General features: G+C 38.2%; 15 protein-coding genes. 5 read left to right on the top strand and 10 right to left on the bottom strand.

Going from position 1 to position 25549, the window contains the following annotated elements; translation table 11 throughout:
* Window positions 1-200: 200 nt before the first annotated feature.
* Window positions 201-1889: an NAD-dependent malic enzyme gene (locus CTN01_RS06365; RefSeq protein ID WP_045147744.1), complete on the bottom strand. Its 1689-nt coding sequence runs from the start codon at window positions 1887-1889 to the stop codon at window positions 201-203.
* A gap of 346 nt (window positions 1890-2235) precedes the next feature.
* On the opposite strand from CTN01_RS06365, the gene CTN01_RS06360 reads away from it, so the two are divergent.
* Window positions 2236-2421 (top strand): hypothetical protein, encoded by a 186-nt coding sequence (locus CTN01_RS06360; protein ID WP_045082859.1) that lies wholly within the window; start codon window positions 2236-2238, stop codon window positions 2419-2421.
* Window positions 2422-2488: 67 nt separating this feature from the next.
* Here CTN01_RS06360 and CTN01_RS06355 read toward each other — a convergent pair whose 3' ends face one another.
* Window positions 2489-3385, bottom strand: a complete 897-nt coding sequence (locus tag CTN01_RS06355) for a 1,4-dihydroxy-2-naphthoyl-CoA synthase (protein ID WP_045082858.1) — start codon at window positions 3383-3385, stop codon at window positions 2489-2491.
* A gap of 227 nt (window positions 3386-3612) precedes the next feature.
* On the opposite strand from CTN01_RS06355, the gene CTN01_RS06350 reads away from it, so the two are divergent.
* The gene (locus CTN01_RS06350; RefSeq protein ID WP_045147943.1) at window positions 3613-6018 is read left to right on the top strand and encodes a helicase-related protein; all 2406 of its coding nucleotides are present in this window, start codon (window positions 3613-3615) and stop codon (window positions 6016-6018) included.
* A gap of 47 nt (window positions 6019-6065) precedes the next feature.
* Here CTN01_RS06350 and CTN01_RS22905 read toward each other — a convergent pair whose 3' ends face one another.
* The 7 genes from CTN01_RS22905 to CTN01_RS06310 form a co-directional block, all read right to left on the bottom strand.
* Window positions 6066-6959 carry a hypothetical protein gene (locus tag CTN01_RS22905; RefSeq protein WP_211317077.1) on the bottom strand — a complete coding sequence of 298 codons (894 nt, stop codon included), beginning with the start codon at window positions 6957-6959 and terminating at the stop codon, window positions 6066-6068.
* An 87-nt stretch (window positions 6960-7046) separates the two neighbouring features.
* On the bottom strand, window positions 7047-8618 hold the full coding sequence (locus CTN01_RS06335; RefSeq protein WP_162184260.1) for an LruC domain-containing protein: 1572 nt from the start codon (window positions 8616-8618) through the stop codon (window positions 7047-7049).
* Between the two features lie 34 nt (window positions 8619-8652).
* Window positions 8653-9141 carry a hypothetical protein gene (locus CTN01_RS06330; protein WP_045147743.1) on the bottom strand — a complete coding sequence of 163 codons (489 nt, stop codon included), beginning with the start codon at window positions 9139-9141 and terminating at the stop codon, window positions 8653-8655.
* A gap of 19 nt (window positions 9142-9160) precedes the next feature.
* Entirely contained in the window at window positions 9161-11335 is a 2175-nt protein-coding gene (locus tag CTN01_RS06325; RefSeq protein ID WP_045147741.1) for an LruC domain-containing protein, read from the bottom strand.
* Between the two features lie 495 nt (window positions 11336-11830).
* Window positions 11831-12286 carry a tellurite resistance TerB family protein gene (locus tag CTN01_RS06320; RefSeq protein ID WP_045147740.1) on the bottom strand — a complete coding sequence of 152 codons (456 nt, stop codon included), beginning with the start codon at window positions 12284-12286 and terminating at the stop codon, window positions 11831-11833.
* Between the two features lie 119 nt (window positions 12287-12405).
* The gene (locus tag CTN01_RS06315) at window positions 12406-13380 is read right to left on the bottom strand and encodes a zinc transporter ZntB (RefSeq protein WP_045147739.1); all 975 of its coding nucleotides are present in this window, start codon (window positions 13378-13380) and stop codon (window positions 12406-12408) included.
* Window positions 13381-13508: 128 nt separating this feature from the next.
* Window positions 13509-14369, bottom strand: coding sequence for a helix-turn-helix transcriptional regulator (locus CTN01_RS06310; protein ID WP_045147737.1), 861 nt, complete (start codon window positions 14367-14369; stop codon window positions 13509-13511).
* Between the two features lie 123 nt (window positions 14370-14492).
* Here CTN01_RS06310 and CTN01_RS06305 point away from each other — a divergent pair, with 123 nt between their 5' ends.
* From CTN01_RS06305 to hrpA, 3 genes are all read left to right on the top strand, one after another.
* A complete protein-coding gene (locus tag CTN01_RS06305) occupies window positions 14493-15887 on the top strand; it encodes an MATE family efflux transporter (RefSeq protein WP_045147735.1) in 1395 nt (464 codons plus the stop codon).
* 287 nt (window positions 15888-16174) lie between these two features.
* On the top strand, window positions 16175-18229 hold the full coding sequence (locus tag CTN01_RS06300) for a metallophosphoesterase family protein (protein WP_107188394.1): 2055 nt from the start codon (window positions 16175-16177) through the stop codon (window positions 18227-18229).
* Window positions 18230-18446: 217 nt separating this feature from the next.
* Window positions 18447-22361: an ATP-dependent RNA helicase HrpA gene (gene hrpA / locus CTN01_RS06295; protein WP_080896154.1), complete on the top strand. Its 3915-nt coding sequence runs from the start codon at window positions 18447-18449 to the stop codon at window positions 22359-22361.
* An 81-nt stretch (window positions 22362-22442) separates the two neighbouring features.
* On the opposite strand, the gene CTN01_RS06290 is transcribed toward hrpA, so the two are convergent.
* On the bottom strand, window positions 22443-24632 hold the full coding sequence (locus tag CTN01_RS06290; protein WP_045147734.1) for an LruC domain-containing protein: 2190 nt from the start codon (window positions 24630-24632) through the stop codon (window positions 22443-22445).
* Window positions 24633-25549: the final 917 nt, after the last annotated feature.

Genomic DNA, 25549 nt, shown 5'->3' with positions numbered 1-25549 from the left:
TATCCACGAAAGTACAAAGTTCTTATCTTATATTTTACCTTAATCATTTAATAAAATGTTTATTAATTAAGGGGTAAATGTCTGCGTTTTGTCATTTTATCTTATGACTGCTGAAATAATATTCAATAATAACAAGTAAAAAGAGTAGTATTACTTTCATCAAAAAAAGGTGCCAGATTGGCACCTTTTTTAACTGAGTTTTAGAACGAAGTTCGTTTGTAACGACGATATTCTGATTTCCAGAAGTTAGCATCGATTTTTTCACGAATACGTTCATCAGAGTTTTTCGGTGCTTTATGTTGTTCAACTGCTTTCTTTGCAACGGCAAAAGCAATTTTACGCGAGACTTTCTGAATATCTTCTAATGGTGGAAGCAATGCACCATCACCGTGAATAGCAAGTGGAGAACATTCAGCAAGTGCTCTGCTACTTTCCATAAGCATCTCATCGGTTACACGGCGTGCATTAACAGCCAATACACCTAAACCTATACCCGGGAAGATATAGCTATTATTACATTGTGCAATAGGGTAGGTTTTACCCTCATATATAACAGGCTCAAATGGTGAACCTGTTGCAACTAATGCGTTACCATCCGTCCAACGAATAATATCAAATGGCGTTGCTTCAACTCGGCTAGTTGGATTAGATAGTGGGAAGATAATCGGACGCTCACAGTGCGCGTACATTTCACGGATCACTTCTTCACTAAATAGCCCAGGTACACCTGAAACACCGATCAAAATTGTCGGTTTAGCATTACGCATAACATCAAGTAAAGATATGTTGTTTTCTGTGACATCCCAATCAAATAATTGCTCTTTTTTCTGAACAAGTGCCTGTTGGAAATTAAGCAGGTTTGGCATCTTGTCGATTAATAAACCCCAACGGTCAACCATGAAAACTTGGCTACGTGCTTGTGCGTCAGAAATACCTTCAGACACCATTTGTGCAATAATTGCCTCTGCAATACCGCATCCTGCAGAGCCAGCACCAAGGAAGGTTACACGCTGTTCAGAAAGTTTAGTGCCTGCAGCTTTACATGCTGCAAGTAGAGAACCAACAGTTACCGCTGCTGTACCTTGAATATCATCATTAAAACAACATACTTTATTTTTGTAACGCTCAAGAAGTGGCATTGCATTCTTTTGCGCAAAATCTTCAAATTGAATTAATGCTTCAGGCCAACGCTGTTTAACAGCTTGGATAAATTCTTCAAGAAATGCATCGTATTCTTTACCGGAAATACGAGTATGGCGCCAACCCATGTACATAGGATCAGATAGGCGTTGTGGATTGTTGGTGCCTACATCAAGAACAACAGGGAGAGTGTAAGCAGGGCTGATACCACCACATGCTGTGTATAGCGATAGCTTACCAATTGGAATACCCATACCACCGATGCCTTGGTCTCCTAAACCAAGAATACGTTCACCATCGGTTACTACGATAACTTTTACATTTTGACGAGAAGCATTATTCAACATGTCTTCAATACGATCACGGTTAGGGTAAGAGATAAACAGACCACGACCACGACGGTAAATGTTAGAGAAGTCCTCACATGCAGAGCCAACTGTTGGTGTATAAATGATTGGCATCATTTCGGTAATATGGTTTTCAACTAAACGGTAGAAAAGTGTTTCGTTAGTATCTTGGATATTACGAAGGTAGATATGCTTATCCATATCGTTTTCAAATTTACGATATTGTTGATAAGCACGTTCTGTTTGTTCTTCAATAGATTCAATCGCTTCAGGAAGAAGCCCTTCAAGGTTAAAGAACATACGTTCTTCGACAGAGAATGCACTACCTTTGTTAAGAAGAGGTGTTTCAAGTAGTGCAGGACCTGCATAGGGGATATATAAAGGTCTTTTATCGTTGTTCATGCAAATAGACTCTGTAGCTAGAAGATTAAAATTGAAAACAAGTGCAAGTTTTCAGTTGGTCACTAATGCTAGAACGTCAAAGATAAGAATACAAAGGGTATGATCACTTATTTAGAAAGTTGGGTCATATTATTTGTGAAAACGCTGTTTTTTTAATTGATTCTTTGATTTAGTAACGATTTTTAGCGAGTTAATAATGTAATTGGTTTATATGTGTGAACTAATGCCACATTTTATAAATTATCTTGTTAAACAATATAGTCTCTGTCACGACTTCAAACTAAATTCAAAAAAATTAACCAACGATGAGGTAGAGTCACAATACATTCACGCAAGGAGGTGTGTCATGAAATACTATTTAGCCAAGGTTTCAGTGTTAGTCGATGGTAATGTGTACTCTTCAGATGTTAAGGCTGAATCGTTTTTGGAACGTGATATGAAGGTAGCTGGGCTTCAAGAAGATCTCGGTCCACAAGATAGTGTGGTGTCGATTGATTATTCTACGTCAAGGATTCATAGCGAAAATAAATGAGTAAAGTAGATATAGCCACTTATTGATAATCAGTAAGTGGCTTTTATTTACCTATAAATTAAGCAGATCAGTAATGCCAAGGGAAGCGGCTAAAGTCTTGATCGCGTTTTTCTAGGAACGCATCACGACCTTCTTGTGCTTCTTCAGTACCATAAGCAAGGCGTGTTGCTTCACCAGCAAACAGTTGCTGACCGACTAAACCATCATCTGGAAGGTTGAAACCGTATTTCAGCATGCGCATTGCTGTTGGTGATTTACTTGTGATTTCTTTACCCCAACGAAGCGCTTCTTCTTCTAGTTCAAAGTGATCAACAACCTTGTTAACCATACCCATTTCATAGGCTTCCTGTGCGCTATAATTAAAGCCACAGAAGAAGATTTCACGAGCACGTTTTTGACCGATCATTTTAGCCAGATACGCAGAGCCGTAGCCAGAATCGAATGATGCAACATCAGGATCTGTTTGTTTAAAGACGGCATGCTCTTTAGATGCCAGAGTTAAATCACAAACAACGTGTAAGCTATGACCACCGCCAACAGCCCAACCGGGAACAACCGCGATAACTACTTTTGGCATAAAGCGGATCATGCGTTGTACTTCTAGAATATGAAGTCGACCCATACGAGCAACGTCAGCAGTACCCGCTTCTTCACCTTCATACTTATAGCCATCTTTACCACGAATACGTTGATCGCCACCCGATGAGAATGACCACTGGCCTTTATGAGATGGGCCATTACCCGTTAGTAGTACACAGCCTACATCAGACCATTGACGAGCGTGATCGAGTGCGGTGAAAAGCTCATCAACTGTTTTTGGACGAAATGCATTAAGGCAATCTGGACGATTAATTGCGATACGAACAGTGCCCTGATCTTTTGCGCGATGATAAGTAATATCTTCAAAATCAAAGCCTTCAACTTCGTTCCAAAGCTCAGGATTAAATATGGTTTTCGTTGTCATGTGGCGCTGCCTCCATAAGTTGATGCTGTAAGGCTAGGGAGTTACAAAAAAAAGTCAATTTTTCGATGAAATTAGTAGTACTTACATAAAAAAATGAAACGTAATTGATGATGGAATAAACAATTAGGGAGATAAGAATAGCAAGTTTAATCAATATTATGATTCTCACTGACAATGTAAGTAATAATTGCGAAAATAGCGTTGAATTCATTAAAGATATATTAGATATGCAGAATAACTTACCTATAGATAGCATTGAGCAACAATTTAAAGCCTTGTTACATGATGAACATATTGTTGTTGAAGCAGAAACGGGGTCGGGTAAATCAACCCGTTTACCATTATGGGCTGCTATTTATGGAAAAGTACTGGTGGTTGAACCTCGACGGGTTGCTTGTACATCGCTAGCTGAATATTTATTAACAGAAGAAGCAAATCCTGATCAGTTATCTGTTGGATATGCCATTCGTTTTGAACATCACTTTAATGAAAATACGGATATTATTTACGCGACCCCCGGTGTTGCATTACGTTGGTTAAGTGAAGGTAATTTAGCTCAGTTCTCAACAATTATTATTGATGAGTTTCATGAAAGACGTTGGGATACAGATCTTCTACTTGCGTTACTCAAACAGCAACAATCTCATCGTTTAGTTATTACTTCTGCAACGATTGATAGCCAAAGGTTAGTTAACTATTTATCTGCACAGCACTTACAAGCTAAAGGGCGTAATTTTTCGGTAAATGTGTTGCATCATGCCTCTGATAGTCGAGATATGCCCGATGTGATGAATATCGATAAGCGGATAACTCGCTTGGTTCAAACGCATATTGATAGCCACCAAGATATTTTGATTTTTTTACCCGGAAGAAAAGAGATAGCGTCAACGCAAAATGCACTAACGCAACAGTTTAGTGAGCAAATACAAGCTGGATTAATGGATATTATTCCATTACACGCTTCCGTTACCGATGATGAAAGAAAGCGGGCTCTAACAAAAAGTGATAAGCAACGCATTATTGTGGCAACAAATGTGGCTGAAACCTCGGTAACTATCCCTGGGGTTACGTTGATCATTGATTCTGGTTTAGAGCGCCGTACTCACCAGCGAAACGGTCGAACAGTACTATCATTACACGCTATTTCCAAAGCAAGCTCAGAGCAGCGGAAAGGGCGTGCAGGGCGCGTAACAGATGGTGTTTGTATTCGCTTGTATGGTATAGCCGCAGCATTAGAGTTATTAACACCGCCAGAGTTGCAGCGAGAAGAGTTGGTAGAAGCCTATTTGGCAGCTTTATGTTGTAACGCAAGACTTAGCCAACTTTCGTTTATTGATCCTTTGCCTGAAAAAACCTTTGTCGCAGCGCAGCAGGTTTTGTTGTCTATGGGAGCGATGACTGAAAATGAAGTTATTACTGATTATGGCCGTTGTTTATATCAACTTCCTATCGATACATTATTTTCTCACTTGATAACAGCAATGGATAACCGAGCAAATAAAGAAGCGATGGTCGATCTTGCTGCTGCATTGTCTATTCCGCAACGGTTATGGCAGCCACCGCGCTCAGAAGAAAATATTGAACAATTATATCGTTGGCTGGGTAATGTGTTTTGTGATGCGACCGCCTTAATAAAAATGGTGCGCATGGATGAGTGTCCTGAATGGCTAGCGGTAGATGACAATATGCTAGCAGAAGCGCGTTTGTTATCAGTACAAATGCGAGAGTTACTTGAACTTCCAGAGCTGTCTGTTGCTAGCCGATTTAAACGAGATTTATGGCAAGATGCGGTTATTAAGGCGGTACCTGAATTAGTTTTTCTTCGTCGGGAAAAACGTCAGCAGGCAATGAGTAACGGCATTATTGAAGTCAGTAGTGCGAAAGATTCATTAATTGATAATCAGACGCCTGATGGATCATTATCTCAAGCTGCGATCGTATTTGATCAATTTGCCTTACCTGGTAGGGGGGTTAAACAAAATCGCATTTTGGCAACCTGCAGTTCGCCCGTTACATTGTCACAAATGAATAATGCTGAGTTAGGTGAGTTGGTTCAGGGAGATACCGTTGAACAACAGGATGGTAGCTTTAAAACGGCAATCCAGAGGATCTATGCTGGGCGGGTAATTAATACTCGATGGATTGAACCTGAAGGGCAATCAGCACGCTCTGCCATTGTCGCTATGCTACTTGCTGGTGAAGTAATGCCTGATCTTGCTCCTCGAATTATTTCAGATATCTCGCAGTGGAATTTATATCTCGCATTGGGTTTATATAATGCAGATTTTGTTAAACGTGAACCTGATTCGGTTGATGCGATTGAATGGCTATCACAACAAATCGAAGACTTAGGTATTGAACACATTGATGATCTCGAACTCTTTGAACCTTCAGATTTTACTTTTGAGGGGATCCCAGAATGGGAAAGACAAGAGTTTGATGAGCGTTACCCACGTGAAGTTAAACTCACTGATCTGGTAATGGCAATAGACTATGACATTAATAGAAAACTTGTTGTTGCAAATTATACGTCGGGTAACCGTAAGCCTGATCCGAAACGATGGGAATTACCACGATGGCAAGGATGGCGAGTGCAATATAAAAAAGCTAGTCGAACGATTGATATTAAATAATGAGATAGTAATCCAAAGTAACTATTCATCCTTGTTCATTTAAATGACTATTCAACGATAGTAATGCCGTTTGGTGATGTTTCTTTAACTGCCTGATAAAAGAACTGGTTGGCATTACTGTCGTAAAGTTGAATAAATATAAATTGCATAGAACTAGTAACACGGATTGTGCCATTAAAATCACCGTTCACAATCGTACCGGAAGTGAGCAGACTTGATGATATCGGTAATACTACTCCACTCGTCACAACATTAAAGTCGTGATAAATACTAATTCTTAACGTTTTTATCGTATTTAAATCGAGTTTTATTGTCATATCATAAGATCTGTTCAAGTTGAAATCATTCGGAAAGAATAGATCACTAAAACTACTAGTCGTTTTATCATTTTCATTATTTGATGCTGGTTCTGCTGGTTCTGCTGGTTCTGCTGGTTCTGCTGGTTCTGCTGGTTCTGCTGGTTCTGCTGGTTCTGCTGGTTCTGCTGGTTCTGCTGAAACATCTAATATTTCAGCTTCATCAGCATCTTGGGGGGGGATTGCATTATCATTTATAGGTAGTTGTAAATCTGAAGTACTATCTTCTAATAAGATTGACTCTGAACTATTACTATTGTCACTTTGTGCTGAAGCCGTTTCTTCGCTGTGTTGTTCACTTTCAACTTTTATTTCATCAGGTAAAGAAGGAGTTAAGTGTTGATTGTTACTTTGCTCAGTTGTCTCTGTAGATAAAGAGTCATTTAAAATATCTTGGGAGGCAATATTATTAATTACTTGCGTGTCTATCGATGAATTATTCTGAGGAGTATTAGATTCTTCGATATTTTGTTGAGCACTCGAATTTGAAGCGTTATTGCCACTAATATTGGCCTCAGCTTCAGGAGAAGTATCACTTCTACAGCCAAAAAGTAAAGTTACAACAAATAGAATTAATAATTTCATATTATCAAACTTAAATAATCATCACAAAATGTGAGAGAAATATGTCCCTATCCTATAAACGCAAATTAAGTACCATAAAATATTGAATTATTCATAAAGCTTTTCTAAATTAGCGTTACTTCTTATATACCAGTCAGTACTTATGTCTCCTCCTGAAATTGCAAAGTTTGTAAGCTCTGGATATGCTAGCAAAATATTAGAACCCTCACTGGGATGATTCCAAATCGATTCAACTATTATTGCCCAAGGTAATCCATTTGAATTGTGGAAGGTATTGCAATCAATACCTGGACATTTATTTTCAATAAAAATAGATGTGTCATCTTGAGTTGAAAAATAAGATGTATTTGCTTTTGACGAGACATCATGATTTTTTAAGTGAATTTCAATTTCTCTACCGCTTATACCTCTTATATTCGAACCATGATTTATATCAGGAGCGCCGAAAATAAATGGATTAAGTGGCATTTTTGGGGCATCAGAAGGTGGAATAGGTGTAATAAATGGAACGCTGGCAATGAAAACATATTGGTTAGGATCATCATCAAAACATCCTTTCCAAACTCTATAAAAAGCACCAAGCTCTCCTGTACAGGTAGGCTGATCTATCTCATCTTTAAGGTTATTGCTGATAATAATTACCGCATCAATGGTTCCTTGCTCTAAAGTTTGGACATTATGTAAGGTCGTATTATTAACAACAAGTTTTGTTAACAATCCATCTACTTTTTCTGAAGGAATACCGTCAAGTTTTACTGCAAAGCCATTTGCCAAGTTAGCTCCATAAGCTGTAAGGCTACCGTAAATATCATAGCGTACAATATCACCTTGATTATTAGTAATCTTATCTACACGGTAAAGTAAAGCGACATCATTAAAGTCGAAATCACCAATAAACGGCCAACTATCTTCAAAGGCTAAAGTAACCCAGTTATTTTCAGAGGGATAAACATTATGTATTAAGTTTTGAGCTTCAATAGTAACATTATGCTCTTCTTCTATTCCAGTTATTGGATTTGCCTCTTTACCTATAGCGTTATTATTTTCAAGCTTAGATAATTTAAATTTTGTCCATATCTGACCTGTTGATGAGTTTTCTGGTACTCTAATTTTTAATTTATGAAAAGGCTTATCTTTTTCATATACTAATCGTTCATTCACTAAGACATATTCATTATTATTTTCATAAACTCCATCGTTATTCCAGTCAAACCAAGCATTAAGAAAAAAGTTAATATCTTTTTGAGTTTGAATTTCAATTAGACCATCAGAACCTTGTTTAAAATGGGTACTGAATGTAACGTTATTATTTACAGAAAGGATTTCCTCTGAACTACTTGTTGATGTTTCAGTGTTTTGATTATTTACTATTTCTTGTGAATCTATTTCATTTTCTTGACTATTATCGATAGATTCCAAAATCTCGTCATCATTTAATGGTGAGGTGTTTTGAGGTAGAGAGTTATCGGATAGGACTTCTTCAAGATAAATATCATTTACGACTTCATCATGAACTGGTGAACTTTCAATTAGAGTTGAAGTATTTTCAGATGGCGATGTGGTAACTTGTTGGCCATTATCACCTTTACAAGCGAGAAATATAAATAGGAGTAATAATAAAGCCGCTTTTCTTACGTTCATTTTGAAAGAAATGGCCAACTTTCCTCCGTTGTAAAAGTTGGCCTTATATGAATTAATTAGAGATGGTAACTCCGTTAACATCTGCATTAACTACAGTTTGGAATGGTGCTTTAGTCGTATCTTGATACCAAGCTTCAATAAGTAGAGATTTTACTGAACTCGTTGCAGCAATAACGCCATTAAAATCACCATTTTCGATTTGACCTGAAATAATGCGACTACTTGCAATTGGAGTGAGTGTTCCATCGTCAGCGACATTATAATCACAGTAAACACTCAAACTCATTGGTTCAGAAGTGTCTAGGTCTATCTTAATTGGCATATCATAGGTAGTAACCAAATCATAATTGTCTGGGATAACAAGATCCTCGAACTTCGAAACAGTTACTGGAGCTGCACCACTAACAGAATCGCTTACTTCAGGTGCAGCTGGAGATGCCTCTGGCGATGCTGCACTTGTTGAGCCGCCATCATCACCGCCACCACCACCACAACCAAATAGTAGAGCAGCAGTAAAAAGAGTCACATATAAATTTTTCATCGTTAAATACTCCCTACCATTATTCAAATAGCTGAGTTACATCAGCGTTAGCACGAAGGTACCAATCTGTATTAGTTGCACCACCTGACGTTGAAAATGCTTGTAGATCTGGATATGCGGTTAGTACATTAATACCTTCACTTGGGTGATCCCAGGTGCCATCAACTAAAATAGCCCAAGGTATACCGTTTGAAGTTTGGTAAGTGTTACAGCTAGGTCCAGGGCAATCGGCATCAACATAAACCGATGCATCTTGTTCTGTAGCAAAGTAAGCAGTACTTGCCTTAGTTGTTACGTCAGCATTTTTCAAATGAATTTCGATTGCACGACCGTCGGTTGCACGAGTACCGTCACCATGATCAATACCTGGGGTACCGAATAAGAATGGATTTAGTGGCATACTAGGGGCACTTGAAGCTGCAATAGGTGACGAGAACGGAATACTCATTTCAAATTGGAATAAATCTGCAGCGTCATCCGTACAACCTGCCCATACTCGATAATAAGTCCCTAGTGGACCAGAACAAGTCGGACCTGGAATCTCTGTTTTAAGATTATTCGTAGCAATAGCGACAGCATCTGTTGTGCCAGATTCTAGAACTTGTGTCGCATGTTGAGTCGCACCATTAATTACAAGTTTCGTTCTGTCTGAATCGACTGCAGTGGCTGCAATACCATCAAGCTTAACAGCGAAGCCATTAGCAAAGTCGGCACCGTAAGAACGTAGGTTTCCGTATATATCATAGCGAAGAATGTCGCCAGACGAATTAGTCACTTTGTCTACACGGTAGTACATAACGATATCGTTGAAGTCAAAGTCACCTTCTTGCGGCCAATCATCCTCGAATGCCAGTGTTACCCATGAACCAGCAGAAGGGTACCAATTGTGAGTAACAGCTTGTGAATCAACAGTAACTTGATGATCCTCTACTTCACCATAAGAAGTACCACCATATGAGAGGACCCCTGAATCTCGTGAAATACGGAAACGAGCCCAAATCTGGCCAGTCGCAGCATCATCAGGAACCCTGACTTTAAGAACATGGCTAGCAGGCGTTGTACCGTCACCACCTACAAGTAATTCATCGGTAACAGCATGCTCAGTTGCTTCGTCAAACACTCCATTATTATTCCAATCAAACCAAGCATTTACGAAACCTGCAGCAGAACCACCAATAGTGACATTGATTAAACCATCAGAACCTTGTTTAAAGTTTAAAGGGAAGGAGATACCGTCTTCATCTGCAACGTTATCACCGTCATCAGAGTTAGGTGAAGGAATAGCATCTGGTTCAGTATCAACAGCAGGACCAAAGAAGTAATTAACGCTTGATACATTGTAGTGTCGAGCACCATTACTGGTGAGCAAGGTTTTATAGGTGTCTGGTGCATCACCAAAGTCAGTATTCTCCGACGTAATAGCAGCACTAACACATCGAGCACCATCGTTTATATTGGTTGCAGGGCCGTTAGAGTAGAAAGTCGCTGTTGGGCTAATAGAGGATAGGTCACTCAAATCAATTTGATAGACTTTACCGTCTCCGTTAGAACTTAAATAAAGAAAGCCGGCTGAATCAAAATATTGAGCACCGTAGGTATTAGATGGTAAGCCTATATCGCCGAGATCATTAAAGGTAGCGTTACCTGTATTGAGGTCAACAATTTCATATAAACGTTGGTTACTGTTATTTACAGCAAATAGACGCCCACCTGGGTGAAAAGCCATATCAGTCAAACCAAGTGTTGCCGTCGATGAGGCCATGATATTTGTCGCCACTAAAGTGACTAAATCAATCTCATATAATCCGGCCCCATTTTTGTACAAGTACAATTTGTTGTTAATCACATCACCAGTAATGTAAGTAGCCGCAGGTAATCCTGTTACAGCTAAACTTTCATGTTGATAAAGTTGATTAATTCTAACTACGGTTTCTGAAGTTCTATCATGACCGTAAACATAATTATCTGTTTCGTTGTAACCAGAAGCAGTGATAGTTGCTGTCATTGGGTCAGAGTTTTGATAAAAACCTGTCGATAAATCAAGTTTGTGAACGACACTTGGACTACCTTGGAATAAGATGGCTTCTTGTGGACATCCCCCATCATCTGTAAAAGGGTGGGGAATGATGCTGTAAGCTGGACTTGCGAACAAAGCCAGCGAACTAACTAGCAGGGAGTGTTTTAAACACTTCATATCTTGCCTCACTCAGTTAAAAATACTTATGGACATGCATTGTTTTGTTCATCATTGATAAAATGTACAAGTTTCAAGCCAACAAATATTTAATAAGGCAGTAATTTCAGTGTTTATATCTATATGATTATTAATGAAAATTTTTTTCATACATTTTCATTGTATGTTGCATATAGCGAACTTATTAAAATAAGTATCAATATAAAAATATAAAGTAGACAGGAGTGTCTATATATTTAAACCTGTCTTTCTCTATTAAATAAAAAAGCACAAATGGTTCTATGAGCCATTAATGCCTCCATGTTAATAACTTAAATAGTGTTATTAAAAAGTTGCCTATTAAATGATTGCTTTAATTGTCTAGTAAAATATGTAAAGGTGCATAAATATTAATATATGTTTAACCTTGCACTCTATACATAGGATAGGTGTTGATATTAAAACTATCAAGAAAGGGAAAATAAAAAAGAGCTATGGTTATAGCTCTTAAATAGGTTAGCTTGCGGTATTTTTAGCGCTGATTTTAGCTTTTATAAATGCAGAATGATCTAAATAAATTAAATCAGAAACTTGGCGAATAACAGCCTCTTCTTGAGGATCTATTACACCATCAGCGTAGGCAACTTGCCACATGGCTTCAACTAATTGGTAGCGTTCTGATTGCTCAAGTGAACGCAATTTATTGGTAAAATCATAAAGAGACACAGACGCTTCTACTTGTAGTTGCGCTTTTTCAAGTAATTGTTTTGCGGTAACTTCATCAACTTCAAGTAGTTTCATTAGAAGCTGAATTTTAGCTTGTTCTTCTCTTGGATCCTGATCGTGGTCGGCAATAGCTACTTCACATAATAAAGAAGCCATAGCTAAATGAAGCGTTGGAGTATCTACGGCTTCATTACTATTAGGATCATTTGTTAGTTGTCGAAATAGTGTACGTAGCGATTTGAACATTATTGTCCTTATTATTTTACCAGTTTAAGTTAATAATATTAATAATATCTGTAATAAATCAATATTAAAAATAACAAAATTGGATTACATATATGTAAATAAGTTATCTATTATAATTTTTATATCCATTTTCTACGATAAAAAAGGATAAGTTGAAGTGTTAATACACCGAATAATAGACTGCAGAATATATAAAATGCCCAATGATTTTGTGAACCAGGAATACCTCCTAAATTAACACCCAGTAAACCAGTTAAAAAACCTAATGGTAAAAAGATAGTGGTAATTAAAGAAAGAAAATAAAGGCGCTGGTTCAATGCTTCAGATTGTAAGCTCATTAATTCTTCTTGCGTTACATTGGCACGCTCACGAATAGCGTTTAAGTCATCGATCACATGGAGTAGCTTTTCATTTACTTCATGTATTTTTTGTTTGTCTGATAGTGAGAGTAGTGGAGTATCAATAGTGAGTAATTTTGCGATTGCATCACGTTGCGGAGTGACATAGCGACGAAGATAAACGGTCTCTCGTCTTAATTGCGCAATATTATTTCGGAGGTCGTCATCACTATTATTCATAACCTGATCTTCAAGCTGGGTTAACTTGTCATCGAGGGAATCAATTACTTCTATTTTATGACTTGTAAGGTGATCGCAAAGACAGAGAATGAATGCACCAATGGTTTTAGGCCCAAAGCCGCCATTAATATGTGCCGAAATACGATCCAATGCTCTAACAGGACGGTCTGAGGTGGTAATAATGGTGTTGTGTGTATAGTAACCTCGAATAGAGACCATTTCTGATGGTTGGTCTGATTGATTATCAGAATCTAAATCTATTCCTCTCAATGATAGGAAAAAACCTTCTTTCGTTTGATTTAAGCGAGGGCGAATACGCTGAGTAGTAAGGGCTTCTTTTTCTACATCAGGTAAATGACTATTGTTAATCCATGCTAGTGCTTTTTCATCGGTGTAGTCTAAATGAAGCCACATTAGTCCATCATTACTGCTCCAGTTATTTATTTGATCAAGTGAGAGCGGCGAAGCACCATTACTCGCATCAAGTTGATAACTATATGTAAAGCAGTTTTGCATCTGGTGATCCTTTTATCGTTAAAGGCGTTTATATCTAACTAGCTTATTTATCACTTTGTTTCTTTACTAGCTTAACTGATAACACCTTAGAGAGAAAAATTATTTAATCATGCCAAAGTAATTAGGTTTTAAAGTTGTGGCTGAAACTTCGTCCGAAATTGTCGAGGCGTAAAACTACTCCAATTTTTAAATCGAGTACTAAAATTGGTTGGGTTTGGGTAACCACACAAGTCACTAATATGTTGAATTGGCCAAGTGGTGGTAGTCAGCAACCCAGCAGCATGCTCCATTCGAATTTGAGTTAAATAGGCAATGGGAGATTGTTGGTAATACTGTTGACATAACCGATGAAAATGCGGCTCAGAGCATGGATATAAGGCTGCCAGATCGGAGACTTGCCATGGGTGATGTAACTGACTTTTCGTTTGCTGGTAAACATGTTCTAAACGGGTAAGTGCTTTAGGAGAGTGAGAGGCAGTTTGGGTATTAACTAATAAACAAATCTGTTCGGTAATACTTTTACATAGTGCATCACCCAATGGATAGTTGAAACTTAAAGATTCGCTTAGGCAAATGATAGTCTTAAATAGTAATGAGCCTGATTGTGAATCTTGATAGCTAATATCATGAGGTAAGCTCTTATCCCAATGCTTATGTTTTTCAAGCATAACCCATGCGACATCCCAAATAAGATCAGGATTATCATCTGGGTTGATAATAAAGCCATTCTCATAACCGGGCGGTACATAAATAACACTGCCGGTTTCTAATGCCCATTCACCGTTTGATGTTTTCAGTAATCCCTTACCACCCGTAGTATAGAGCAGCATATACATATCTGGGCTTTTTCGATAAATACTGAATGCCTCTTTGCCATAATTAATGCCACATTGAAGGATTTTTTGTTTCTCAAGTTCAATCGATTGTACTTGATCAATAATGATAGATTGGCATTTTGGCGAAATAGTAAAAGTATCAATATACCCCATTGCAGAGCTCCAAAATTAAAATGATAGTCTGGCAAAGCTTTTTGATTGCTTAGAATAAACGTGTTTGAATAAACATAGGTATGATCAGCTTCACAGTAAGATAACAATAAATAGGTGGCGGTCATGCAACACTGGCGATACTCAGCAGATAAAACATTTTGGCAAAAAACATGGCGTCTAGCGTTGCCAGTATCAATGCAATCTATGTTGTTTTCACTACTTGGTTTAGTCGATGTCATCATGGTCTCTAAACTCGGTGAGTCACAAGTTGCCGCTGTAGGTATTGGTAACCGCATATTTTTCTTTAATTTATTGCTTGTTGTTGGTGTCAGTGGAGCTGTTGGTGTACTTGCGGCACAATATTTTGGCGCAGGGAAAATGGAAGGGGTGAGGCGTACCTTGTTGCAATCTTGGGTATGCGCAATCTTTCTAACATTACCTTTTGCTGTCGCATACCGTGTTTTTCCAGAGCAAATTGTTTCTTTGGTTAATGATCAATCTGACTTTATTCACTATGCGCGAGATTATTTGTATGTCTGCGGCTGGAGCATTATTTTTACAGCTATTGTTGTACCGCTTGAATCTGCTTTACGTGCAGTAGGCGAAGCTAAAATGCCAACGTATGTTGGGCTGGTGGCTGTCATTATTAATGGCGTACTTAATGCGCTATTAATTTTTGGATTATATGGTTTTCCTGAAATGGGTGTTGCTGGTGCCGCGCTGGGGACAACGATTTCGCGTGGCGCACAAACAGTTATTTTGCTGTTTATTACTTATAAAACCTATAAAAAAGTACTACCAACACAGGAAGATATAGAGCCAGCAAGTAACGCCAAAGCAAGGAAACGTTATTTTAATGTCGCTTGGCCTATGATTGTTCATGACGGAGCATGGGCGATGGGAATACTTGTTTATAGCGTTATTTTTGCCAAATTAGGTGTAACAGAGCTTGCCATCATTAGTTTATTATCGCCGATAGAAGCGGTATTAATTTCTGCCTTTATTGGTTTTGCTGTCGCTGCATCAACGATTTTGGGCCATGAATTAGGCGCTGAAAATTATCAACGAGCGTTTCATCAGTCGTGGTTCTTTCTAGCTTTAAGTGTGTCTATCGCTTTTGTGCTAGGTGTGTCGATTTGGTTATCGAGTGGGCTTGTTGGAGAGTGGTTGGCAAAGGCTCAAGCACCAAACCTTGAAATGTCGCTGAATGTTACCTTAGTGATGGCGTTAGGTATGTTCCTAAAAGTGTTCAATATGGTGGGTATTGGAGGGGTATTACGTAGCGGTGGCGACATCAAATACAGTATTTTTATTGATTTATTTGGCCAATGGGCAATAGGTATTCCTTTAGCCATACTCACGGGTATTGTTTTAGGCTGGCCATTACATTGGGTGCTTGTTGCAATATTGGCAGAAGAAGTCGTGAAAGTTGGACTGACAACTTATCGAATTTATGGTCGTAAGTGGTTAAAAAATCTTGTTAATGATGACGTAGAATCCTCTGCTATGACAGCATAAAAATATAACAATACATACCGGTGGATTTAAGTCTGCATAAAAAGAGTTAGACAGTTATTGTCTAGCTTTTTTATTTGTAATTAACTCGTCCAATAATACCAATAATACCAATAATACCAATAATACCAATATTCAACATATTTTGTTGCTTATTACACAAGTAAAATTTGCAGGTAGAATATTGCTTTGTGTAAGTGATTAATAAATCTGTCATTTTTAAATAATAGAAATGAAATAACAGCTTCTTAATATCCACCCACTTTTTAGGGTATTAACCAAGGTTGTATATGAGTTACCAATTATCAAGACGTCAGTTTTTATTAAGTTCAGCAAGTGTCGCAGCAACATCAGCAACGGTATTACCTGGTTGTAAATTGCAAAGTAATAATAACCAGACTGATCAAACACATAGAATTGCTTTACTTGGTGATGTCCATTTTCATGATATTCATGGTGATTTTGGCTTCAATGATAACGAAGTTTGTATTAGAACGATGCAAGACTCAGTTGGTTCTACCCGTATGTTTAATGAAAACTACTTTGTCTTCAAAGCGACATTAGACGACATTGTCGCAGAGGGCATTAAGTTCGTTATTCTTGTTGGCGATTTTTCTGATGATGGACAAGAAGCACATGTTGATGGCTTGAAAAGAGTACTTGATCAATACAGTGACGACTATGGATTGGAGTTCTTCTTAACTCATGGCAATCACGATCCTACTACACCCTATGGTGAAGATTGTGATAAGACCTTCTTACGCTCAGATGGTGCTGGTGTAAAAGTAACCAGTAATCAAGATGATGTTGAAAGCTTTATTCCTACTGATGAAGTTGACGATGTACTCTATAGCCCGAAAATGCAATCTCTAGGCTTCACACCATTAATGGAAAAATTAGGTCGATTTGGTTTTCAATCTCAGCCGCATTATCACTATTATGAAACGCCATGGAAATCACACAAACTTGAAGATCGTGTATATCAAGCAATATCTGCTGATGGAGCCTATACAGTAGAATGTCCTGACTCTAGTTATCTCGTCGAACCAATAGAAGGTTTTTGGATTTGCTCTGTAGACATGAACACTCATGTACCTTTGGATCCGCTGGGAAGTCAGTGGGATCATGATGCAAAAGGGTATGAAGATGGTAAAGTTCAAAAAACGCAGGTATTAACTTGGTTAAAAGATGTTATTAAGCGAGCAGATGAGCAAGGAAAAACATTACTCGTTTTTTCACATTACCCTGCTATTGAATATTTAAACTATAGCGCTGACGATTTTTATTATTTGTTCGCTGACTCATCGTATAACCATAAGCGAGTCCCAACATCAGAAACTACTGAAGAGCTCATTGATTGTGGTTTAAAGCTGCATTTTGCTGGGCATATTCATATTAACGATACCGCTAAATATGTTGGTCGTAATGGACAAACTTTAGTTAATGTTCAGGCACCGTCATTAGCTGCTTATATTCCAGCGTATAAAAAAATCACCTGTTATGGTCCTGACGACTTCGAAATAGAAACCAAAGTCATTGAAGATGTGCCTGAATTTGATTCTTTATTTAATCATTATGAAAATGAAATAAGCTGGCGTACAGCTAAAGGTTTAGATACACATTGGAAATCGATGCTTGAGGTGTCTTCTTACCGAGAGTTGATGTATCAACACCTGATTTGCTTAACTGTTAATGATAAGTCTGATGATTGGGGCTGGGATATGCGCCATCTTTATCAGTCAACGTTTCCACTATATTGGCTAATGGTTTTAAGCTTGATAGATGATGATTTATCAGGAACGGTACTTTCAACGCTTATAGACAACATCAACCCAGATACCAATGATACTAAAGTTATTGATTTATTGGTGGGAGCGGGTCTAGAACAAGTGAGTGTTAATAACGCAATTGAAGACGTCAATCAGCACTTAATCAATATGAACTACAGCCGTCAGCAATTAAATCAGGCTATTTTTACAGATTACTGTAATGCAATGCTACATATTCGAAACGGTGATGAGCTTGCATTACAAGACATTGGTTTAGATAAGGTTGTTGGCTACAGCGTTGTTGCAGAGCTTTTTGGTCGTTGTGATATCGACAATAACCTCGAAAATCATGATTATTCTCAAGACTATATTGAGGCTGATCCTGAAGCAGGTTCTCATGAAGAGTTTGATGAGAATAAAGATAATTTATCAAACTTAAAATTACGTTTGGCGGCACTGGCTAGAATTTTCCACATGTTCAGAATTACAGAGCCAACAACACACTTCAGGGTTTTCCCATCGCGAGGGGAAGTGTTGGATTTATCAAACGAGAATCCACTTAGAATTAAAGCGTAATCAATAGCCGACCTTTAGAGTCGGCTTTATTTTTTTATTCATTACACATCATGTTCTTTATCGCATCATTACATCCCAGTAATTGTCTTTTAACCTGCTCTCACGCCGCTTTAATTGTGATAGAATTAACAAAAATTTCGAATCGCCAAGTGATACTGAGCGAGTTGTCATCATGATGTTCTCGGTATCCATTAGTCATTGAAAGACAGGAATTACATTGAGTCAGTCGAATCAAACTCAAGCAGACGTGTTGAATAACGAAAAAACATTAAAGTCTGCTATTAAAGATTGCATGATGCGCGATCGTTTTCGTCTACACAAACGTGTACAAGGCGCATCAAGAATTAAAAACGAAAAATCCAAGCACGCTGTATTTGACGAAATTGCATTAGAGATTGCGAAATCAATGCAAACGGTGGAACGTCGCCGTACTCAGCGTCCAAAAATCATATACCCAGCACAGTTACCCGTAAGCCAGAAGAAAGATGATATCGCTGAAGCGATCTTAAATAACCAAGTGGTTATTGTGGCGGGTGAGACGGGTTCAGGTAAAACTACTCAGCTACCTAAAATCTGTTTAGAAATCGGTCGTGGTACCCACGGTATGATCGGCCACACTCAGCCTCGTCGTCTGGCTGCACGCTCTGTTGCTTCTCGTATTGCAGAAGAAATGGAATGTGAAATGGGCTCTCACGTAGGTTATAAAGTCCGATTTAACGATCAGGTCTCAGAGCATAGCCACGTAAAGTTAATGACAGACGGTATTTTACTGGCTGAAATTCAACACGATCGTTTCTTAAGTCAATATGACACTATCATTATCGATGAAGCGCACGAACGTAGCTTAAATATTGATTTCATCATGGGTTATTTGCGTGAGTTATTACCAAAGCGCCCAGATTTAAAAGTCATAATTACTTCAGCAACCATCGATCCTGAGCGCTTTTCTAAGCACTTTAATAATGCACCTATTATTGAAGTTTCAGGTCGTACGTACCCAGTAGAAGTTCGCTACCGCCCTGTGGTTGAAGACGGTGATGACACCGATCGTGATCAGTTAGATGCAATTTTTGATGCGGTCGATGAACTGTGTGATGAGGGTGAGGGTGATATCCTGATCTTCTTAAACGGTGAGCGTGAGATTCGTGATACTGCAGATGCATTAGAAAAGCGTAAATTACGCCATACTGAAATTCTACCTTTGTACGCACGTCTATCGGCGGGTGAGCAAAACAGAGTATTCCAATCACATTCTGGTCGCCGTATTGTACTTTCAACAAACGTAGCGGAAACCTCACTGACTGTTCCAGGTATTAAATACGTTATTGATCCGGGTACAGCACGAATTAGTCGCTATAGTTACCGAACGAAAGTACAGCGTCTACCGATTGAAGCTATATCACAAGCTAGCGCCAATCAGCGTATGGGTCGTTGTGGTCGTGTTCAAGAAGGTATCTGTATTCGTCTATATTCTGAGGAAGATTTTTTATCGCGCCCAGAATTTACCGATCCTGAAATTCTACGTACTAACTTAGCGTCAGTTATTCTTCAAATGACCGCGATTGGTTTGGGTGATATCCAAGCTTTCCCATTTGTAGAAGCACCAGATAATCGCAATATTCAAGACGGTATTCGATTATTGGAAGAGTTAGGTGCGATTAACTCTAAAGCGACAGATCCTCGTAAACGTTTATCACCAATGGGTCGCCAATTAGCGCGTCTTCCTATTGATCCGCGTTTAGCTCGTATGGTACTTGAAGCGCCAAAGCTTGGTGCATTACGTGAAGTGATGATCATTGCATCAGCACTATCTATTCAAGATCCACGTGAACGCCCATCAGATAAACAGCAACAGTCTGATGAGAAACATCGCCGATTTAACGACAAAGATTCTGATTTTGTTGCGTTCGTTAATTTATGGAATTACGTCCAAGAGCAACAAAAAGAGCTTTCTAGTAATCAATTCCGCCGTTTATGTAAGAAAGAATACTTAAACTACTTACGCATTCGTGAGTGGCAAGATATCTATTTCCAAGTCAACCAAGTGATTAAAGAGCTTGAGTTGAAAATGAATGGCAACGAAGCAAGCTATGACAGTATTCATATTTCGCTATTAAGCGGATTGCTTTCTCATATTGGTATGAAAGACCAAGAGAAAAATGAATACCAAGGTGCGCGTAACGCCCGCTTTAATATTTTCCCTGGCTCTGGCATTTTCAAGAAACAGCCAAAGTGGGTGATGGTGGCAGAGTTAGTGGAAACGTCACGTCTATGGGGACGAATTGGTGCAAAAATTCAGCCAGAGTGGGTTGAGCCATTAGCGGGTCATTTGATTAAACGTAGCTATAGCGAACCGCATTGGGAGAAGAAGTCTGCTGCCGTTCATGCGTTTGAAAAAGTTACGCTGTATGGCATTCCTGTGGTCGCCAAACGTAAAGTTAACTACGGCAATATTGACCCAACGTTATCGCGTGAAATCTTTATCCGCTCAGCTTTGGTTGAAGGGGATTGGGATACGCGTCATAAGTTCTATCAACAAAACCGTAAGTTATTACGCGAAGTCGAAGAGCTTGAGCATAAATCGCGTCGTCGTGACATTCTGATCGATGATGATGAACTGTTTAATTTCTACGATCAACGTATTGGATTAAAAGCAACGTCAGGTCGCCACTTTGATACATGGTGGAAGAAAGCATCGAAAGAAGATCCAGAGTTATTAAACTTTGAACGTGAGATGCTATTCCGTGGTGATGCAAGTCATGTTACTGATTTAGATTATCCAAACTTCTGGCATCAAGGCAACTTGAAGCTAAAACTAAGCTACCAGTTTGAACCGGGTGAAGATAATGATGGTGTGACCGTACATGTACCATTGGCTATTTTGAACCAAATTCAGCCAGATGGCTTTGATTGGCAGATCCCGGGTTTACGTCATGAGTTGGTTGTTGCGTTGATCAAATCATTACCAAAACCGTTACGTCGTAACTTTGTGCCTGCACCAAACTATGCCGATGCGTTTTTAGCGCGTGTTAAGCCAATGGAAGCACCATTGCTAGATTCACTAGAAAAAGAATTGAAGCGTATGAGTGGTGTGACAATTGTGCGTGAAGATTGGAACTTAGATCAGATCCCTGATCACTTAAAGATCACATACCGTGCTGTTGATCACCGTAATCGTAAGTTACGAGAAAGCAAAGATATCTATGGCCTGAAAGATAACTTGAAAGAGAAGGTTCAAGAAACGTTATCGCAAGTTGCTGATGATGATATCGAGCAAGATGGTTTGAAAACATGGAGCTTTGGAGAGCTACCTGAGCGTTACCAACAGAAACGTGGGGGTTTTGAAGTTAAAGCTTACCCTGCGCTGGTGGATAATAAAGATTCTGTTGGTATCAAATTGTTTGAAACTGAAGAGCAGCAAAACAATGCGATGCAGGCAGGTCAACGTCGCTTGATTTTGCTTAACGTACCATCGCCAATTAAGTATCTTCATTCAAACCTGCCGAACAAATCGAAGTTAGGTTTGTACTTTAATCCATATGGTCGTGTACTTGATCTGATTGATGATTGTATTGCTTGTGGTGTTGATAAGCTGATTGAACAGAAAGGCGGATTAGCATGGCAGCCAGAATCATTTGAAGCATTGAAAGAATATGTTCGTGCTGAGCTTGGCGACACTGTGGTTGATATTGCTAAACAAGTTGAAGCCATCTTAACCACAGCATTTAACATCAGTAAGCGTTTGAAAGGCCGTATTGATTTAAACATGGCCTTTGCTATGTCTGATATCAAAGCACAAATTGAAAGCCTGATCTTCAAAGGTTTTGCAACAGAATGTGGTTGGAAACGCCTACCTGATATTCTGCGTTACATGCGTGCTATTGAGCGTCGAATGGAAAAACTGCCAATCGATCCAAATAAAGATCGTGTGCATATTCTGAAGATTGAGTCTGTAGTTAATGAGTACAAAGAGCTACTGAACAAGATCCCGAAAGGACAGCCAGTACCAGATAAGGTAAAAGAGATCCGCTGGATGATTGAAGAGCTTCGTGTAAGTTACTTTGCTCAGCAGTTAGGTACGCCATATCCTGTATCTGATAAACGTGTTCGTAATGCGATTAATGAGTGTTAATTAACGCTCATTGAAAAGAGATGAAAGCCGATAATGTTAAAGCATTATCGGCTTTTTTATATTTATCGTTTACGAATAGACTTACTCGAAGAGCTTAGTAATATCTGAGTTCGCACGAAGATACCAGTCCGTATTAGTACTACCACCAGATACAGAGAAACTTTGAAGATCAGGGTAGGCTTCAAGTATGTTTATCCCTTCGCTAGGATGATCCCAAGCTCCATCAACTACGATAGCCCACGGAATACCATTTGAAGTATGATACGTATCACAGTTATTACCAGGACAGTCGCTATCAACATAGGCAGAATCATCATGTTCAGTTGCAAAATAAGCAGTATTTGCCTTGCTTGAAACGTCTTTATTTTTCAGATGAATCTCAATTGCACGGCCATCAGTAGCACGCGTACCTTCGCCATGATCAATACCTGGCGTACCAAATATAAATGGGTTCAAAGGCATGCTTGGAACACTAGATGATGATAATGGCGTTATGAAAGGAATGCTTGCTTCAAATTGGAATAAATCAGCTGCATCGGAATTACAACCAGTCCATACTCTGTAAAAAGTACCCAAGAGTCCAGAACAGGTTGGTGTCGGTATTTCTGTAAGTAGATTATTTGAAATAATCGCAACCGCATCAGTTGTGCCAGATTCTAATATCTGTTTAGGATGTAAGGTTGATCCATTAATCACTAACTTAGTTCTGTCCGCATCTACGGCAGAAACTGGAATACCATCAAATTTTACAGCGAAACCATTCGCAAAGTCTGCACCGTATGCTCTTAAATTTCCGTATATATCATAGCGGAGAACTTCACCCGCAGAGTTCGTTACTTTATCTACGCGGTAATACACAACGACATCATTAAAATCGAAATCGCCTTCTTGCGGCCAGTCATCTTCATATGCCAATGTCACCCAAGAACCTGAGGATGGATACCAGTTATGAGTAACGGGTTGGGAATCAATAGTTACTTGGTGATCTTCTACTTCACCGTAAGAGGTACCACCATAAGATAATAAACCGGCATTTTTAGAAATACGAAAACGTGCCCATATTTGTCCAGTGGTTGCATCGTCAGGTACTCTTATTTTCAGAACATGACTTGCTGGTGTCGTTCCATCTCCAGCGGTTAATAACTCATCATCAATTGCATGTTCTGTTGCCTCATCAAATACACCATTATTATTCCAATCAAACCATGCATTGATAAAACCATTTGCTGAACCGCCAATAGTCACATTGACTAAACCGTCAGAACCTTGTCTAAAGTTTGCAGGAAAAGAAATACCGTCTTCATCAGCAACATTGTTGGCATCATCTGAATTCGGTGAGACAAAAGCATCGCCTTCTGTGTCAATGTTGGAACCAAAAAAATAATTTACGCCTGAAATATTGTAGTGACGAGCTCCATTAGTAGAAAGGGATGTTTTGTATGTATCAGGAGCATCACCAAAATCTGTATTTTCAGCAACTATGGCAGCAGTTGAACATCTAGCGCCATCGTTTAAGGTTGAAGTAGGACCAATAGAATAAAAAACGGCATTTGATGTAAAGCTAGATAAATCACTTAAATCAATTCTATAAATGGCGCCATCATTGTTACGACTTAGGTAGAGGAAACCATTTGAATCGAAATACTGTGCACCAAAACCACCATTTTCAGGGACATTTATACTACCAATTTCAACAAATGATGCACTATTGGGTGTAGTAAAGTTAGTTATTTCATAAAGCTTTTTATTGTCGCTATCAACAGTAAATAGACGTCCAGATGAATCGGGATGAAAAGCCATATCATGAAGGCTTAATGTGGCGCTACTGGGTGTCATGACGAGAGTAACAGAAAAAGTCGTTAGATCTATTTCGTACATACCTACCCCCTGTCTATATATATAATATTTATTATTATAAACGTCACCAGTTGGATAGGGCATGGTGGTATCAATACCTGTAACGGGAATACTTTCGAAATCAAAAAGCTGATTTATACGGACAATTTCTTCATTAGTTACGTCGTATCCGTAAATATAACTGTCTGTTACGTTAAAACCGACAGCATTGACTTGCGATGCCATTGTTTTTGACGGTCGATAAAATCCAGAAGATAAATCCATTTGGTACACTACAGTTGGATTACCTTGAAACAAAAAAGCATTACTAGGGCAGCCACCATTGTCAGTGAATGCATGCGGTATGATGCTGTAGGCCGATGTTGAAACTAAGGCTAACGAGCATGCTAGTAAAGAGTGTTTTAGACACTTCATATCTTTGCCTCACTCAGTTAAAAATATTTATGGAAGTAATTGAGATTTTCATCATTGAAAATTTTACAAGTATCAAGCCAATAAACATTTTAAAAAAAACAGTCGGGTAAGTATCTGTAATTATGTGATTTATCTAATAATTAAATTTTCAAACCATCTAGTTATGATTGTAATATGGTAAAAAGTCATAATGATTTTAATATTGAAAATATAAATTAGACATTAATGTATTCATACATATACATTTAAGTACAAAAAAAAGTATCAGAATATTTTGATGTTTAACTAATGATCTTCATAAAAAACGATTGCTTTATTTGTCTAGTAAAAAATACATGAATGCATATTTATTAATTATATGGTTTAAATTGCACTCTTACTGAAAGTTTAGAATTAGTTAATAAAAGTATCAAGAAAGGTAAGATGAAAAGAAGTCACTAATTAGCACCGAAACTTGTCGTATAATAGCTTTTTTCTAGAACAATAACACCAAGACTGTATGTGACTTTCAACTAATTGGGAGCATTCAGACTATTCTGCGAACGAACTTTGTTAGTGAAGTCATAAAGAGAAGCTAAATGTTACTTTTCTTTTATGCACCTATTAATAAGTATGTTGAACTCTGACATTTCACATTACAAAGAAGCGATGGTGTGCCGAAGCGAAGGCATACCGACTGAATCATCACTATTAGATTCGAAAGACTTTTAAAAATAGTATTCGTAATTAATTTAAATTATTTACCTTATTATTTTGTTATCTTGATTCTACAAGCTAAGTTATTTATTTAATGTAAAAATAAATATAAATCTTGATTAAAAGTAGTAAAAAATTTATATGAAAATAATGATGACATCAATTTTTTTAAGTAAAAATCACTGATTAATATATTAACAACTCTTCAAGTAATTAATGTT

This window comes from Photobacterium angustum (assembly GCF_003026365.1).
GTDB classification, from domain to species: Bacteria; Pseudomonadota; Gammaproteobacteria; order Enterobacterales; family Vibrionaceae; genus Photobacterium; species Photobacterium angustum.
This window is presented reverse-complemented; position numbering and strand designations above follow the sequence as displayed.